Source organism: Idiomarina sp. 28-8 (genome assembly GCF_000320945.2).
Lineage (GTDB): Bacteria > Pseudomonadota > Gammaproteobacteria > Enterobacterales > Alteromonadaceae > Idiomarina > Idiomarina loihiensis.
On sequence record NZ_DF266792.1, the window covers coordinates 111,651 to 126,720 of the forward strand.

Annotated in this window: 13 protein-coding genes; 6 read left to right on the forward strand and 7 right to left on the reverse strand. The window is 47.4% G+C overall.

The features are described from left to right. Positions 1-79 precede the first annotated feature (79 nt). Complete coding sequence (locus tag RJ32_RS10735) at positions 80-649, forward strand: gamma-glutamylcyclotransferase (RefSeq protein WP_034822207.1); 570 nt, start codon at positions 80-82, stop codon at positions 647-649. Here RJ32_RS10735 and RJ32_RS10740 read toward each other — a convergent pair. Continuing rightward, on the reverse strand, positions 642-2,906 hold the full coding sequence (locus RJ32_RS10740; protein WP_034822209.1) for an EAL domain-containing protein: 2,265 nt from the start codon (positions 2,904-2,906) through the stop codon (positions 642-644). The genes RJ32_RS10735 and RJ32_RS10740 overlap by 8 nt on opposite strands. After that, complete coding sequence (locus tag RJ32_RS10745) at positions 2,906-4,594, reverse strand: EAL domain-containing protein (protein WP_034822210.1); 1,689 nt, start codon at positions 4,592-4,594, stop codon at positions 2,906-2,908. The genes RJ32_RS10740 and RJ32_RS10745 overlap by 1 nt, the downstream gene beginning before the upstream one ends. 111 nt (positions 4,595-4,705) lie before the next feature. Here RJ32_RS10745 and RJ32_RS10750 point away from each other — a divergent pair, with 111 nt between their 5' ends. Beyond that, positions 4,706-5,740: an AI-2E family transporter gene (locus RJ32_RS10750; RefSeq protein WP_034822212.1), complete on the forward strand. Its 1,035-nt coding sequence runs from the start codon at positions 4,706-4,708 to the stop codon at positions 5,738-5,740. A gap of 21 nt (positions 5,741-5,761) precedes the next feature. On the opposite strand, the gene cfa is transcribed toward RJ32_RS10750, so the two are convergent. From cfa to RJ32_RS10765, 3 genes are all read right to left on the reverse strand, one after another. Continuing rightward, positions 5,762-6,877 carry a cyclopropane fatty acyl phospholipid synthase gene (gene cfa, locus RJ32_RS10755; RefSeq protein ID WP_034822214.1) on the reverse strand — a complete coding sequence of 372 codons (1,116 nt, stop codon included), beginning with the start codon at positions 6,875-6,877 and terminating at the stop codon, positions 5,762-5,764. 75 nt (positions 6,878-6,952) lie between these two features. Further along, positions 6,953-8,134: an ammonium transporter gene (locus tag RJ32_RS10760; protein WP_034822216.1), complete on the reverse strand. Its 1,182-nt coding sequence runs from the start codon at positions 8,132-8,134 to the stop codon at positions 6,953-6,955. Between the two features lie 10 nt (positions 8,135-8,144). Continuing rightward, complete coding sequence (locus RJ32_RS10765) at positions 8,145-8,483, reverse strand: P-II family nitrogen regulator (RefSeq protein ID WP_011235392.1); 339 nt, start codon at positions 8,481-8,483, stop codon at positions 8,145-8,147. A 221-nt stretch (positions 8,484-8,704) separates the two neighbouring features. Between RJ32_RS10765 and RJ32_RS10770 the strand changes: the two genes are divergently transcribed. Then, positions 8,705-9,757 (forward strand): cysteine synthase A, encoded by a 1,053-nt coding sequence (locus tag RJ32_RS10770; protein WP_011235391.1) that lies wholly within the window; start codon positions 8,705-8,707, stop codon positions 9,755-9,757. Continuing rightward, positions 9,750-10,769 (forward strand): glycerophosphodiester phosphodiesterase, encoded by a 1,020-nt coding sequence (gene glpQ, locus RJ32_RS10775; RefSeq protein ID WP_011235390.1) that lies wholly within the window; start codon positions 9,750-9,752, stop codon positions 10,767-10,769. Before RJ32_RS10770 ends, glpQ begins: the two co-directional genes overlap by 8 nt. Here the strand turns inward: glpQ and RJ32_RS10780 are convergent. Both RJ32_RS10780 and RJ32_RS10785 read right to left on the reverse strand, forming a co-directional pair. Then, on the reverse strand, positions 10,744-11,211 hold the full coding sequence (locus tag RJ32_RS10780; protein WP_034822218.1) for an N-acetyltransferase: 468 nt from the start codon (positions 11,209-11,211) through the stop codon (positions 10,744-10,746). The genes glpQ and RJ32_RS10780 overlap by 26 nt on opposite strands. Then, complete coding sequence (locus tag RJ32_RS10785) at positions 11,201-12,661, reverse strand: RimK family protein (protein ID WP_034822220.1); 1,461 nt, start codon at positions 12,659-12,661, stop codon at positions 11,201-11,203. Before RJ32_RS10785 ends, RJ32_RS10780 begins: the two co-directional genes overlap by 11 nt. Positions 12,662-12,804: 143 nt before the next feature. Here RJ32_RS10785 and RJ32_RS10790 point away from each other — a divergent pair, with 143 nt between their 5' ends. Beyond that, positions 12,805-13,311, forward strand: coding sequence for a DUF2062 domain-containing protein (locus RJ32_RS10790; protein ID WP_034822222.1), 507 nt, complete (start codon positions 12,805-12,807; stop codon positions 13,309-13,311). A gap of 2 nt (positions 13,312-13,313) precedes the next feature. Then, positions 13,314-15,065 (forward strand): TIGR03545 family protein, encoded by a 1,752-nt coding sequence (locus tag RJ32_RS10795; RefSeq protein ID WP_034822224.1) that lies wholly within the window; start codon positions 13,314-13,316, stop codon positions 15,063-15,065. The last annotated feature ends 5 nt before the right edge of the window (positions 15,066-15,070 follow it).

Genomic DNA, 15,070 nt, shown 5'->3' on the forward strand with positions numbered 1-15,070 from the left:
ATTCATGTCAGGTGAGATATAGTTCCTGACGTAAACGTCAGGCTACAAAGCACCAAGCGAGAATAGGCAACTGAGCAGTATGTCACACGATACCATTGCAATGAATAAAGAGCGGCAGGACTTAAGTGGCCTGGAGGCTGTCTGGTTATTTGGTTATGGCTCACTGATTTATAAAGTCGACTTTCCGTATCTGGAACGGGCGGCTGCCTCAATACAAGGTTGGTCACGACGTTTCTGGCAAGGGTCGCACGACCATAGAGGCACACCAGAAGCTCCGGGCAGGGTACTGACTTTAACAGAAACTCCGGGTGAAGAATGCACGGGAATGGCCTACAAAGTCTCACCCGATGTGTTCGAGCATTTAGATCATCGTGAAAAAAACGGTTATTTAAGATTTACTACGCCGATGAGTTTTCGTGACGGCAGCCAACAAGAAGGCCTTGTTTATATTGCGACAGAAGACAATGAAGCGTTTCTTGGCGAGGCTACGGCGTCGGAAATTGCCAGCCATATCGCTCGTTCGTCCGGCCCCAGCGGGCCCAATGCCGAATACCTGGTCAAGTTGCAGTTGGCGCTACAGCAACTGGGCGTCAACGACCCTCATATTACTGAGGTTTATGAGGCCTTAATGGCAGACCGGGCTAGTTAGTGTCCTGAGTAAATACGGTGTCGGCGGTTTGCGGTAACATGTAAAGCTTACCCTGCCAGTAGTGGCAACCAAATTCGGCGAGTGTATCTAACTGTGCTTGGTTTTCTACGCCTACCGCTTGTACTTCCAACCCCAGCTCTGAGGTCATGCGAATAACCGCACGCACCAAATTGCGCGAGCGTTCGTTAGTATCAAGATCGCGAATAAACTCTCTTTCTATTTTAATTTTGCTCACCGGCATGGTTTTCAAATGCAGCATGCTGGCAACGCCTTTACCGAACCGGTCAATAACCAGAGTTATACCAAGCTGATGTAACTTCTCAATAATTTCCAGAGTGTGCGGCAGGGGTTCTTGTAAGCTGCTTTCACTTAAATCAAATTCCAGTTTTGCCGCTAGCTTTGGGGTCTTTTTAACAAACTGGCTGACTGTCTGATAAAGCTTCTGTGAAATTTGCTCGGTTGCCAAATTAATACCGATTTTTCCCGGAACGGTGTTTTGCTCCTGCCAGAGATCAATTTGCTCGATAACCTGTTCAACCACCCATACTCCCAGGGTGTCCAGCATGCCATTGGCATCAAATTGTGGCAGGAACTGGTCGGGTTTTAATGAGCCAAGGTCGGGGTGCTCCCAGCGCAGCAGAGCCTCAACGCCGACCACCTGATGCTGCATATTAAGAACGGGTTGATACACCAACTGCATTTGCCCGGTTTGCAACACACTGCGGACGTCTTCTTCTAATTGAATTTCATCGTAAGAGCGGGTTTCCAGCTCTTGTTTAAAGTAAGTGCTGCTCTCATTGTGCTCGTCTTTAGCAGAGTTCATTGCCAAATTGGCCTGAGCCAGAAGCTTTTCGGCATCGTAGCCGTCGAGTGGGTAAACGCTGGCGCCAATGCTGGCTGCCAGTTGCACCTGCCGCTGGCTGTCCGACAATATGAATGGCGGTTCGTACGCGGCCTGAATTTCCAGAATAATGTTCTGAATATCGATGTATTCAACAATATGATTCAAAACGACGGCAAATTCATCACCACCGAGGTTATAAAGTTTGGTACCGAAGGGAACGGCTTTTTTCAGTCTAAGCGCCAGGCGCTGTAAAATTTTATCGCCAATATGATGGCCATACTGGTCATTCACCTGATGGAAATGATTAACGTTCATTACAATGACGGCAGCCAATCTGTCGCTGGGCAATTCATCTAATAACCGGGTTAAATCCAGTGCCAGCGAGTTGCTGTTAGGTAAGCCAGTTAAGTCGTTAAAAAAGGCCAGCTTCTGCAATTGCCGCTGCTGCAATTTCATTCGGGTGACATCGCTTAAGGTCGCAATGTAGGCCGCTTCCCCGGGGAAACTAGCCGGGGCTTCACGAACGGTTAAAATGGCAGAGTAACGCTGATTATCTATATCGCGACCCACTATCAAAATACTCTGGTTACAGGGGAAGCCTCCGTCAATATCATCAATTTCCGTTGCTGATAGGAGTTCCTCGAGTCTTGAATTCAGACAGGCTGATTCGTTCAAGCCGGAAATGTCGGTAAATGGTGTATCAATCGCTATTACCCGACGGCGCCCGTCCAAAAGCGCAATGCCTGACAACACGTCATGCTCTGAGTTCTTCCCGGAATTAATGCTGGTGGTATCATAGTAGTCGGCAGAAATATTCGTCCAGGATCCCTGAAAGCGCAGCGGTTTCTGACTGCTACGGCGAACCTCGTCTCTAACCCAAACGTAATGCCCCTGTTGGTGACGAAAGCGATATTCACAAACAAATTGTTCTTCTTCAAAGCCGCGTAGAGCTGTTTTCTTTACTGTTTTTACGTCGTTAGGATGAATGTTGTTCAGCCACCAGCCCGGTGCCATTACCTCTTCTGTTGAGTATCCCAGAATGCGTTCGCAGTTTGTGCTTACCCAGTCGACGCAGAAGCCGGAATCGAGAGCCCTAAGCTCGTAGTGTACGGTTGGGCTGTTACCGAGATAGCTATGCAGTAACTCACGAGACTTTTTAAACCGTAAAAACCAAATGCGGCGAATAAAGAAAAACAGAAAAATGATGGATAGTGCGACAAACGCCCAGGGCTCCCATTGAATTAAGGTGCTTTTCGTGTCGGCTTCCACCGGTAACTTAGGAATTAAGGCGTTAGCGCCTATTTCCCAGATGATAGCGGCTATTATATAGCTGAGCGCCAGAATAACTTCCGGTCGTTTGAAAAATCGTTTACGCGATGCTCTATGCAGTGTTAACTCTCTTTCATTTCTCATTATCGTATCCGTGCCCAGGGTATTTCTGATTTCTTCAATGACTTACTGAGAATAGAGCCTTGTAATTCTTCACACCCTATTTGCTTTAACAGTAGTAGCTTAGCGCGATCATTGATGCCCGTAGCTATGGTTGTTAAACCTCGCGCTCTGGCCATTTTGACCATAGAGGCTAACTCTCTTTTTTGATCGCTGTGAGACGTGGCTTTTTGCACTAATTCCTCAGACAGTTTTACCGCATCTACAGGCAGCACAAAAAGTGACTGTATAGTGGAGCGGCCTTCTCCAAAGTGCGAAGCGATAACATTACAACCAATGCTGCGCAAACGTTCCAGGTAGCGTTTCGACTTGTCGGAAAGTGACATTAAGGCTCGCTCACTTACTTCTATATTAACATTTTGTGCCGGAAACTTAGTGTCCTGTAGCTCGTGCGCTAAAACATTGAGTACAAGCGGGTCAACAATGTCATTAATGCTAACGTTTATAGAGACCCGTACAGTGACTTTTTGTTTTTGCCATACCCGCAGGTCTTTAAAAGTTCGTTGAATAATCCATGACGTAAACTGCTGAGTTAAAGAAACCTCCTCTATCATTGGCTTAAACTCTTCTAAACTCATGCTGCCGCGCTTGGGGTGAACCCACTTAGCCGAAACTTCCAGCACGGAAAAGTAGCCTGAATTAGTATTGAGACGTGGCTGGTAGTAAAGTTGAATATCGTTATTTTTCATGGCCTCGCTAAATTGACGCGAGAAAGTGACCTCTTCAATTTGGTCAATAGCCCCATTTTGATCCAGAAAGGAAAACTGCTGTTTCTTTTGAAAGGCATTGAAAGCATGAGACTGAGCTTCGTCGAAAACTTTCTGGTGGTTTTCTTTAAGTTGTTGTTGTTTTACTCGAAGAACCCCAGCGGTGCTGTCCATTTGATAAGAAACACCGTCAACTACTATGGGTTGCTCCAGAAAACTCTCTATTTTTTGTTTTAGCTCTTTTGAATCTTCTTCAGCCTCAGAGCGAACTCCGACCAGCTCATTTCTTGATGTTTGACCGACGTGAACCTGGTCTCCAAGGAGCTTTTTCAGTTGTATTGCCATTTGCTTAACCAGCTCGTTGGCTTTTTCAGTCCCGACTTGCTGTTGAATTTTATCCATATTCTGTAAGCGGAAGTTGAAAATATCGACCAGGTCATCGGGTGAGCTACCTTTTCTATGACCAATGGCTTCTAGCTGCTTTAGCAGGGCGTTTATATTGGGAAGATCCGTTCCCTGATATTTGAATTTAGCCGTTTGTTCGGCACCGCTTAACTCTTTTATGACTTTGGCAATCATCCCCGCCATAGTGGCCACAAGAGTATAAGCGACCATGCGAAGCACCCAGCCGCCGACAATTTCATTACCGTTTATCAGCGACTCGGAAAAAGAAAAGGGGCTGAGTAATAAACCACACATGAAACCAGCCAGGGCACCAATGCGTGAACCCAGCAGTAAACCGGCAAAAATCAAGGGAAAGTAAAGCAGGTGCTCGTAAAGACTCGGAAGCCCGCCTGTTATCTCAATAACTCTGATAATCACGGCAATAAGTACGGCCAACACGAAGCCCATGAACACCTGCTTTTCGGCGTTCATCTCGGTGAAGTTGACGACACTTTCTTTGAGCCAGCTGGTAAAGCTGTTTGGGTCTTCAAGTTTAGGCATTTATTCTTATCAGTTGTGATAAATTAGGTAGTTAGCTACCTTGAGGTTGTTATCAATCTTAACTTCTGTCAAGTATTTAAGCCGAGAATCATTAACATCAAGGAATGAGCTATGCGGGAATCTTTAGAAAGGCGGGCATTTTTACTGACAATGGTGTTAGTCAGTATCGCCTTTGCCTGGGTACTTATACCGTTTTGGGGCGCCATTTTTTGGGCTTGTGTGGTGGCTGTAATTTTTTACCCGCTGCAACAAAAACTGAAAAAGAAATTTGGAGACAAACCCAACCGGGCAGCTCTTGTAACTTTGCTAATTGCCTTGGTTATCGTGGTGATCCCTGGGCTGGGTATTTCATACTCTTTCGTGCAGGAAGGTGTCAGCTTTTATCAGCGTCTGGACGAAGGCAAAATTAACCCAGGTAAGCTCTTTGATGATGTTCAAAAAGCCTTTCCGATTATTAGTGACTTGCTTTCTCAGTTTGATATTAAAGCCAGCGACGTGCGGGAAAAAATATCTTCGGGCGCAGCCAGCGGCAGTAAATTCTTAGCTGAAGAGGCTTTAGCCTTTGGTCAGAATACTTTTTCTTTTCTTATCAGTCTGGGGTTGATGATTTATCTAACCTTTTTTCTGCTAAGAGACGGGCAGTCTTTAATTAACCTGATGGTAAAAGCCTTGCCTCTGGGCGATGAGCGCGAGCGCCTGCTTTTTAGTAAGTTTGCCGGTGTGACCCGGGCGACAGTGAAAGGAAACATTGTTGTTGCTATAGTTCAGGGGGCACTGGGGGGCATAATTTTCGCCTTGCTGGGTATTCCGGGTGCCCTGCTATGGGGTGTGGTTATGGCCTTCTTGTCGTTAATTCCGGCGGTTGGTGCCAGTTTGGTATGGTTACCGGTATCTATTTATTTGTACGCGACAGGCAGCTGGATAGCCGCCACCATACTCGTTGCCTACGGCGCAATAGTGATTGGCCTGGCCGACAACGTACTGCGCCCAATTCTGGTCGGGCGTGATACTAAGTTACCGGATTATCTGGTGCTGTTTTCTACTTTAGGTGGTATGTCGTTGTTTGGTATTACCGGCTTTGTTTTAGGGCCGCTGATTGCAGCCCTGTTTTTGGTCTTCTGGAATATCTTTATGACAGAATTTTAGCAGCCGGGTTAATACGGCCTCTTAAAGTTGAGGCCGTAAATATCCTCCAACCCTGCCCTTAGGAGATAACACCCATTGCCACAATTGAATGTCGCGGGCACGGAACGCACCTGCGCAGGACAGTAAATAGTATTTCCACATACGGTAAAATTCGTCATCAAACTGTGACTTAATAGACGGCCAGGCTTTATCGAAGTTTTCAAACCAGGCCATTAAGGTTTTATCGTAATCGGCACCAAAGTTGTGCAGGTCTTCGCAGACAAATTTTTCTTCCAGTGCCGTTCCTATTTGTGAAATAGACGGAATTTCGCCATTCGGGAAAATGTACTTGCTGATCCATGGGTCGGCTGCGGTGTCACTGACATTTTTACCAATAGTGTGCAGCAGGAACAGGCCGTCTTCTTTGGTGCAGCGCAGAGCGACATCCATATAGTCGTCGTAGTTTTTCTGACCGACATGCTCAAACATGCCTAAGCTGATAACGCGGTCAAACTGTTCGTCCAGCTCGCGATAGTCCTGTAGCCGGAACTCTACCGGAAGCCCTTCGCAGCGCTCCTTGCCAAGGGCTACCTGCTCTTTAGAGATAGTGACTCCAACACATTCGACACCGTAGTTTTCAGCGGCATACTGCATGAAGCTGCCCCAGCCACAACCAATATCAAGAACGCGCATGCCAGGCTTCAGTCCCAGTTTTTTACAGCACAGTTCAAGTTTATGTCGTTGTGCTTCATCAACGTTTTTGGCTTTTTCCCAGTAACCACAGGTGTAAACCATACGCTCATCAAGCATGGACTGATAAAGGTCATTGCCCATGTCGTAATGATGCTGACCAACCTCCCAGGCTTTGGATTTACTTTGTAAGTTGAATACTCGGCTTTTTAAGGAATGAAAAATAAGGCGGGCGGGGTTAACTTCATCCTGAATGCCAGAGCGCAGTAGCTGGAAGAAAAACTGGTCAAGCGATTCGGCGTCCCACAAACGAGCCATATAGGATTCACCCAAGCCAAGATTACCGCGCGACAGTGCCTGATCAAATACGGTTTCATCGTGAACCTGCATATCCCAGGCTCTGTCACCGTTAATGCGGATATCTGCTTTTGCTAAAAGCTCTTCAACATACTCTCGTGATGTCGACATATTTGTTCGCCCATTCCGGAAAATGATGGTTAAAAACGTTATCAAGAATGGGCGAAACTGGCAATAAAAAGCCTTTTACCCGTCTTTTTTCGACGTAAACTCAGGGTAAGCTTCAACGCCGCAATCGACTTGATCTAAGCCGATATATTCCTGCTCTTTAGTTACACGAATGCCCAATATTAGCTTCAGTATAGCCCAGACAATAAGACTACTGAAAAACACCCAGCAGAAAATGGTACCGACACCGGCTAACTGAATAACAAAGCTGGCACCGTCATCGCTGAGCGGCACCACAAGGGTACCGAAAATACCGACCACACCGTGTACCGAAATAGCACCGACCGGATCGTCAATGTGGAGCTTATCCAGCCCAATAATGGAGAGCACGACAATAAGCCCCGCAATAAAGCCGATAACGCCGGCAAGCCAGGGTTCTGGGGTAACAGGTTGTGCGGTAATGGCAACCAGACCGGCTAAGGCACCGTTTAAAATCATGGTTAAATCGGCTTTTTTCCACAACAGCTTAGTAAATAGCAGCGTGGCGATAGTGCCAGCTGCGGCCGAGGTATTAGTGTTTACCATGGCGCGGGCTATGGCATTGGCATCGTCAACGGTGCTTAGCGCTAACTGTGAACCGCCGTTAAAACCAAACCAGCCAAACCAGAGAATGAAGGTACCCAGCGCGGCCAGTGGCATATTAGAGCCGGGTAAAGCGTTGATACTGCCATCACTCAGGTATTTACCGGAGCGCGGGCCAAGTAAAAGAACCGCAGCAAGTGCCGCTGATGCACCGGTTAAATGCACAATGCTGGAGCCGGCAAAATCGACAAAGCCCCATTCTGTCAGCATTCCACCGCCCCAGGTCCATAAGCCCTGTACCGGATAAATGACCGCACTAAGCACGACACAGAACAGCAGAAAGCTCATTAGCTTCATACGCTCGGCAACGGCACCTGAGACTATCGACATAGCAGTAGCAACGAACACCATCTGAAAAAAGAAATTAGCGTCAGCCGCGTAAGCTGAGGTTGAAGGATCGGGGTACATGACTTTGTAGCCGATAACCAGGTAAACAATACAGGCGATGGCGTAGAGCACGATGTTTTTGGTCAGAATTTCGGTGGTGTTTTTGCTTCTGACCAGACCCGCCTCCAGCATGGAAAAACCAGCCGCCATCCACATAACCAGCGCCCCGGATATGAGTAAGTAAAAGGTGTCTACCGCGAAAGTGAGTTGTTGTAAGTTTTGTGCTTCCATGATGGGCTCCTTAAAGGGCGTCTTGGTCGGTTTCGCCAGTGCGTATGCGAACGCATTGCTCCAGCGGCATAACGAATATTTTTCCGTCGCCGATATTGCCGGTATGAGCCGCGGCAATGACTACTTCCAGAGCTCGTTCGACGGTTTCGTCGGGAACCGCCAGTTCAATTTTCATTTTGGGCAGGAAGTCGACTTGATATTCGGCGCCCCGGTACAGTTCGGTATGCCCCTTTTGACGTCCTACTCCCCGGACTTCGGTTACTGTCAGGCCTTTACAGCCAATTTCAAACAGCGCTTGCTTCACATCCTCCAGCTTGAAGGGTTTGATTAACGCAACGAGCATTTTCATGGTGCTTTCCTTATTAAAATATTGTTAAGCAACCCTTTAACTTCACGAAGCGTGCCAGAATTTAACTAGCTGATATTTATGAATAAATAATATTTACGTAATTTTTCTGCACAAAAAACGTGCGCCCCTTCTGTGCATTGCACCAAAAGTGCTATTGAACCAAAAGGGTACAGGGGAGATACTATTTACCTACAGTAGCGAATGATTAAGGGTGCAGTGGCATGAGAGTTGGCGCGCGGCAGAGCGATCTTATCGGGCAGACGGATTTACTTCGTATACCGTCGCTGTCTGATTTAACCGGATGCGATATCTTTATTAAATGCGAGTTCCAGAATCCGGGCGGCTCCATTAAGGATCGCGCGGCTAAGCAACTGATTGATGACGCTATGGAACGCGGCGAGTTAAAGCCGGGTATGACGGTGGTTGAAGGTACCGCCGGTAATACCGGTATTGGCCTGGCTGTTGTGGCAAAGTCTTACGGCTTGCGTATGTTAGCGGTCATGCCCAATGACCAGACACCGGAGAAAGAGCGCATGATCCGCTTGCATGGCGGTGAACTGATGGCGGTTGATCCGGTTCCTTTTAAGAACGAAAACCACTTCTACCATACGGCGCGCCGTTTAGCGGAAGAACGCGATGATTGCTGGTGGGCTAACCAATTTGAAAACACCAGTAATGCTCGTGCGCATTACCTTCATACTGGCCCGGAAATATGGGAACAAACCGAAGGGAGAATTGACGCTCTGGTGTCTGTGGCTGGAACCGGTGGCACCATTGGTGGTAACTCTCGCTTCTTAAAAGAGCAGAACCCGGAACTGGATGTTTGGGTGGTTGACCCGGATGGTTCCGGTATCTATGAGTTTTTACGCAGCGGCGAATATGTGTCGAATGGCGGCTCTATGACGGAGGGCATTGGTATTATGCGGCTAGTGGATAATTTCCGCCAGGCACGTATTGATCACGCGGTTAATTTGCCCGATCAAGATTTAGTGACTTTGTCACGTTATATCCGAGACGAAGATGGTATTGTTCTGGGGAGTAGCTCGGCGCTAAACGTGGCTGGTGCGTTGGCCGCAGCTTTACGAAAAGGTCCGGGACACCGCATTGTGACCTTTTCCTGTGACTTGGGTGAACGTTCGGTGAGTAAGCTGTACAACCCGGAATATTTGCGCGGACGCGGGTTAAACCCTGACCCGGAACCCATTGACGTATTAATGACGCGTTATCGCGAGCTTGGCGATAAGGTACTAGAGGTTAACTGGAACAATGACTAAACGTATTTTTGGGTGTTTGTTTTTATTGGTATCAGCAACCGCAGTTCAGGCGCAGGACGAGACGCCGGATGCGCCGTTCCATGACCTTCAAGTTCCGCAGTTTCTGGACATTGCGCACCGCGGTGCTTCCGGTTATTTACCCGAGCACACTCAGGCCAGCACCGTTATGGCTCATGGGCTGGGAGCGGACTTCATAGAGCAAGACGTGCAACTGAGCCGTGACAGCGTTCCGGTCGTTCTGCATGATGAAATTCTGGACCATGTCACCAATGTCTCCGAAGTATTCCCGGAAAAGCACCGACCCGATGGGAAATACTATGTGGTCGATTTTTCGCTGGAAGAGCTTAAACAGTTAACTATGGTCGCCCGGCATAAAGATTATGAGCTGGTTTACCCTAAGCGGTTTTCTCACCCCGATGTTCACTTTCCTATACAAACGCTGGATGAGGAAATCAAACTGATTCAGGAGCTGAATCGCGTTCGGGATATGTCGACAGGCATTTATATCGAGATCAAATCTCCGCGCTGGTATCAGCAGCAAGGGTACGACGCGACGGCGGCAGTGATGTCTGTCCTGGCTCACAACGGATACCACGACAAACGGCCAACACCGGTTTATCTGCAGTCTTTTGACCCGGAAGTGTTACGTCGCTTAAAGCGTGAATTTAACTGGGACTTTCCGTTAATTCAGCTGGTGGGTGACAATGAGTGGGGAGAGACCGATATTGATTACAGCGCCATGCGCACGGGCGCCGGGCTGGAGTCAGTAAAAAGCTACGCTGAAGGTGTCGGCTTGTGGGTAAACCACGTATTGACCGGAGTGAATGAAAACGGTGAGCCTGAATGGGACAGTGTTTTAAAGTCAGCGGAAGAGAAAGGTCTGGATGTTCATGTTTATACCTTGCGGGCCGATGACTTACCCGAAGGCGTGGAGTCTCATGCGCAATTGCGCCAGTGGTTAAAACAAGCTGGCGTAGAGGGCGTGTTTACTGACTTTCCGGACAAAAAGTAAAGCGCATTTTGAAACCGTCGCTGCCGTCATCGTAGTATTCCGGCAGAATATCGATGGTTTCGAAACCACAGCTTTGATACCAGTGAATAGCGGCCTTGTTGTCGCTTTTCACTTCCAGCGACATGGCATTAGCGCCGGCGGTTTTCGCCGAATTCAGCACTTCATTCATAAGCAGATTACCTACCCCTAAACCGCGAAAGTTCTGAGCTACGGCTATTGAGTACAGGCGCCATACTTTGCTGTTACGCCGGGTAAAGGCAATAGCATACCCGGCTAAATCGTTACCTGAACGTGCTACCCAGCAATAGTTATGGCTGGATTCAATTACTCGTTTAAAACTGCGACGACTAATGCAACTGTAATTAAAAGTTGCACGTTCTAAAGAAACTAATTGTTCAAGGTCGTTCTTGTCTGCCCGCTCAATGCGAAACTCAGTATTCATCCAGGCGTCGTCCAAAATCAGCCATAATCAGCCGGTACAGCTCATAACCTAAGTGTTTGTCTTCCACACCAGATTCAATTGACGGGTTGTCATTAATTTCAATAACAACAGGGCCTTGCGGTGTTTGTTTAATATCTACACCGTACAGGCCGTCACCTATTAAGCGGGTTGCCTGTAATGCCAGCCGCACCACATCTTTAGGAGCCTGATGCACGCCTAAAGTGGCAAAAGAACCGCTTTTACCTCGTGAGGACGACTCGCTGTGGTTATAAATTTGCCAGTGGTTACGCGCCATAAAGTACTGGCAAGCGTATATGGGTCGGTTATTCAGTACACCAATACGCCAGTCGTAGTCGGTTCTCATATACTCTTGTGCCAGCAGTATAGTGGACTGCTCGAAAAGCTCCGTTGCCACTTGTTTAAACTGGGCTAAGTCTTCTGCTTTTTCCACGCCAATAGAAAATGAACCGTCAGGAATTTTCAGCACAACCGGGTAACCCAAACGTTCGCCTATTGCTTCGTAGTCGATATCTGATTGGCTCAACAAGAGTTCTGTTTTTGGTGTCGCTACCTTATGTTTATCCAGTAACTCTTTTAAGAACACTTTATTGGCACATTTAACAATGGAGTCCGGGTGGTCAATGACGACCATACCGTTGGCTTCGGCTTTTTTCGCAAAGTGGTAGGTATAATGATTAATACGGGTGGTTTCGCGAATGAAAAGCGCATCGAACTCCAACAGACGATTGAAATCGTTTGCGGTAATCAGCTCAGCTTCAATATCGGCCTCTTTGGCGGCTTTTATAAACAATGACAGTGCTTTTTTGTCACTGGTCGGAATGGCTTCGTCCGGATTATACAAAATGGCCAAATCAAAACGGTACTCTTTGCGGGTGCGCGCTTTGCGCCACACTCGTTTACTGAAATGATCCAGTGAGTTACCAAAAAAGCTTTGTTGCTCATCAGTTAACTGATTCAACGCACCTGATGTCAGCTTGTTAATATGCCAGCGACCGTTAAATTCCAGTTCAACTTTTAAAATAGGGCATGGGTAGCGCTCAAATATTTGGCGTGCAAAAGAAGCCAGTTCAGGCTGTTCGCATAAGCCAAAACAAATCAGTAGCGACAGCGACTTTTCGTCACGATTCTGCAAATATTTAGTGAGTGATCGGTCGGCGGTATTAATCAGTAACTGATAATGGGAAAAGTTGGTCAGGTCATTAATAGTCGCAACCGACGGCATAACTCTTTGTCCGCGAGCCTCTGCCAGCAGACTAACGTAGTAGCCGGTTGACAGGTAAGATAAGTCGTTACACAAATTTAGAACATGATAACGACTCTGCAAGTGTGCCGATTGTAAGTATTCACTTGCGGTGAGTAGGCTTTGACTAGGGTAATAAGGCTGCCAGTCGGCGGCGTTATCTATGATAAGGTGAACGTGTTGCTGCATGTCGTAAAGTACTCAGAAGTCGTTAAAAATAATGTAAGTTATTTGCTTATTATTTGCGTAATAAATGCAACTCACACTATATTAGAAAGACGACGGATAACAAGCAGATTTGCTGTTTTATCTTTTTCAAAGGAGTCAGGTGAATGCTGACAATTCTGGCAAAGCTGTTAAAAGCTTTGAATTCTGAAACCAGCGCCTGGGCACTGGCGTTAGCTGTAGTACTAGGAATGTTTATGGGGGTAACCCCGCTATGGCGAATTCATAACTTAATAATTTTATTGGCGGCATTAATATTCCGCGTAAACCTCAGTCTATTCATTGTGTCTTTTGGTATTTTCTCGGGTATTGCTTACCTGCTGGACCCTTGGTTCCACAGTGTCGGTTTGAGCTTATTAGAAGCGTCAGGCTGGCAGGGCATTTATGAAGCACTGTATGCAACTGCCTTAGGACGCCTGTCTATGTTTAATCACACCATAACTATGGGCAGCTTTGTTATCGCGTTGATTGCCGCGCCGCTTGTAGCTGCGTTGAGTTACTGGGTTATTGCCAATTACCGTAAAAGAATTCAGGCTCAAATAATGAAAATGCGCGTGGTGCAGGTTATTCGCGGTAGCCGTTTCTGGCAGATCTATACGGACTTGAGGGGGTGAGTATGAAGCGCAGTATCATTCGCTGGCCGGGACTGGCCGTTTTCGCCGGGTTCGTATTGTTGTTGGTCGCTATTTCCTGGTTGTTTCTGGACGCTATTATAAAAGTTACATTAGAGCACACGCTGGGAAGACTGAACGGCGCTGAAGTTAATATTGAGCGAGTGGAGCATAGCTGGGTACCTTTATCTCTGACTTTGGCCGGTATCCAGGTCACCGACCCTAATGCACCGAAAAATAACCGGGTACAGGTTGGTGAAGCTTCAGCGGACATCAGCCCTACAGAAATTGTGCTTGGCCGAACCTTAATTGAACAGCTGACTATGACCGGCGTTCGTGTTAATCAGCCACGGGAAAGCGAGGGTGACGTTTATGTCATGCCGGATCAGGAAGACGTGCAGAATTGGGCCAGTCAGTCCTGGGATAAACTGACCATGTCTTTACCTTCTGTGGACGATATTGTCAGCCAGGTTGATTTGCGTACAGAAACGGTGATTGATGAAGCCAAAGCTGCCTACGAGCAGCAAGAACAAGAGGTTAAAGCAGCTAGAGAAGCTTTGCCGAGTAAAGACAAAATAAAAGAATACGAAGAGAAAATTAAGCAAATTACCGAAGGCAAAGTAGAAGGCCTGGCTGATATTGCGGCGAGAAAAGAGGCTTTAGATGAGTTAAAAGACTCGATTCGGGCAGATAAAGAGGCGGTCAGCAACTTTCGTGATGAAGTGAAGCAGGCGAAAGAGGTGGTGCAACAGCAAATAGCCGACCTTAAGAACGCGCCGGGTAACGATATTGACCGAATTAAGTCGTTTTTCAGTCTGGACGGAAGTGGTTTAGAGAACGTGACTGGTTTGTTATTAGGCGAAAAAGCGCGGGAGTGGAGTAAGTACGTACTTCTTGCCTATGAACAGCTGGGGCCTATGCTGGCGCGTTCGGACAACTCTGCAACGGTAGAGCCGGTGCGCGGCGAGGGGCAGAGAATTTCCTTTGCCGATGACAACGCACCACCGGAGTTTTTAATTAAAAAGGCGCGCACCGAATTTATGGTTGGCGGTACGGTTATTGATGTCGACTGGCAAAATATTACCCACCAGCATAATTTACTGGGTCAGCCGACGACGTATCAGGCTCGGGCCGATAACAGCGACTTGTGGAATGCGTTTAACCTGAATGGCGAATTATCGCTGACTGACCTGGGCATTGATGCGAAGCAGCAATGGCAGTTAAAAGGCGCAAAACTGAATAACCTAAAGCTTAGTAATAGCAGCGAACTCAGTGCCAATATTTTATCGTCCATGATGGACAGTGATGGAACCGTGCTAGTTCGTGAGAATAAACTGGACGGGAAAGCCATGGTACGCATGCTGAATCTTGACTTAGAAGCCGAGGGCAGCAGCAAACTGACTTCTGCGGTTGCAGGTGCTTTAAAGCAACTACAGCGGTTAGATATTACCACCAACATTGGCGGTGATATTCAACGGCCATCGCTGAGTTTTGAATCCGATTTAGATGACCAATTAGGCGATGCGTTGGCTCAATCCGCGATGGGCGAGGCCGACGAAAAACTGGCCGAAATAAAAGCTGACCTTACTGCCAAAGTTTCAGAGCAATTAGGTGGTCAGCAAGGCTTGCTGGAAAATCTGACTCAATGGGACAATGAATCTGGTGAACAGAGCAAACAACTGGAAGAGCTGTTAAAAGCCAAAGTTGGAGACAGTCTTAAGGATAAGCTCAAGGGCCGCCTTTTGGGCGGCTCTTGAGTTCC

Coding starts and splice junctions, on each gene's coding strand:
- RJ32_RS10735 (WP_034822207.1), top strand. CDS start 80: ATGTCACACGATACCATTGCAATGAATAAAGAGCGGCAGGACTTAAGT.
- RJ32_RS10740 (WP_034822209.1), bottom strand. CDS start 2,906: ATGAGAAATGAAAGAGAGTTAACACTGCATAGAGCATCGCGTAAACGA.
- RJ32_RS10745 (WP_034822210.1), bottom strand. CDS start 4,594: ATGCCTAAACTTGAAGACCCAAACAGCTTTACCAGCTGGCTCAAAGAA.
- RJ32_RS10750 (WP_034822212.1), top strand. CDS start 4,706: ATGCGGGAATCTTTAGAAAGGCGGGCATTTTTACTGACAATGGTGTTA.
- cfa (WP_034822214.1), bottom strand. CDS start 6,877: ATGTCGACATCACGAGAGTATGTTGAAGAGCTTTTAGCAAAAGCAGAT.
- RJ32_RS10760 (WP_034822216.1), bottom strand. CDS start 8,134: ATGGAAGCACAAAACTTACAACAACTCACTTTCGCGGTAGACACCTTT.
- RJ32_RS10765 (WP_011235392.1), bottom strand. CDS start 8,483: ATGAAAATGCTCGTTGCGTTAATCAAACCCTTCAAGCTGGAGGATGTG.
- RJ32_RS10770 (WP_011235391.1), top strand. CDS start 8,705: ATGAGAGTTGGCGCGCGGCAGAGCGATCTTATCGGGCAGACGGATTTA.
- glpQ (WP_011235390.1), top strand. CDS start 9,750: ATGACTAAACGTATTTTTGGGTGTTTGTTTTTATTGGTATCAGCAACC.
- RJ32_RS10780 (WP_034822218.1), bottom strand. CDS start 11,211: ATGAATACTGAGTTTCGCATTGAGCGGGCAGACAAGAACGACCTTGAA.
- RJ32_RS10785 (WP_034822220.1), bottom strand. CDS start 12,661: ATGCAGCAACACGTTCACCTTATCATAGATAACGCCGCCGACTGGCAG.
- RJ32_RS10790 (WP_034822222.1), top strand. CDS start 12,805: ATGCTGACAATTCTGGCAAAGCTGTTAAAAGCTTTGAATTCTGAAACC.
- RJ32_RS10795 (WP_034822224.1), top strand. CDS start 13,314: ATGAAGCGCAGTATCATTCGCTGGCCGGGACTGGCCGTTTTCGCCGGG.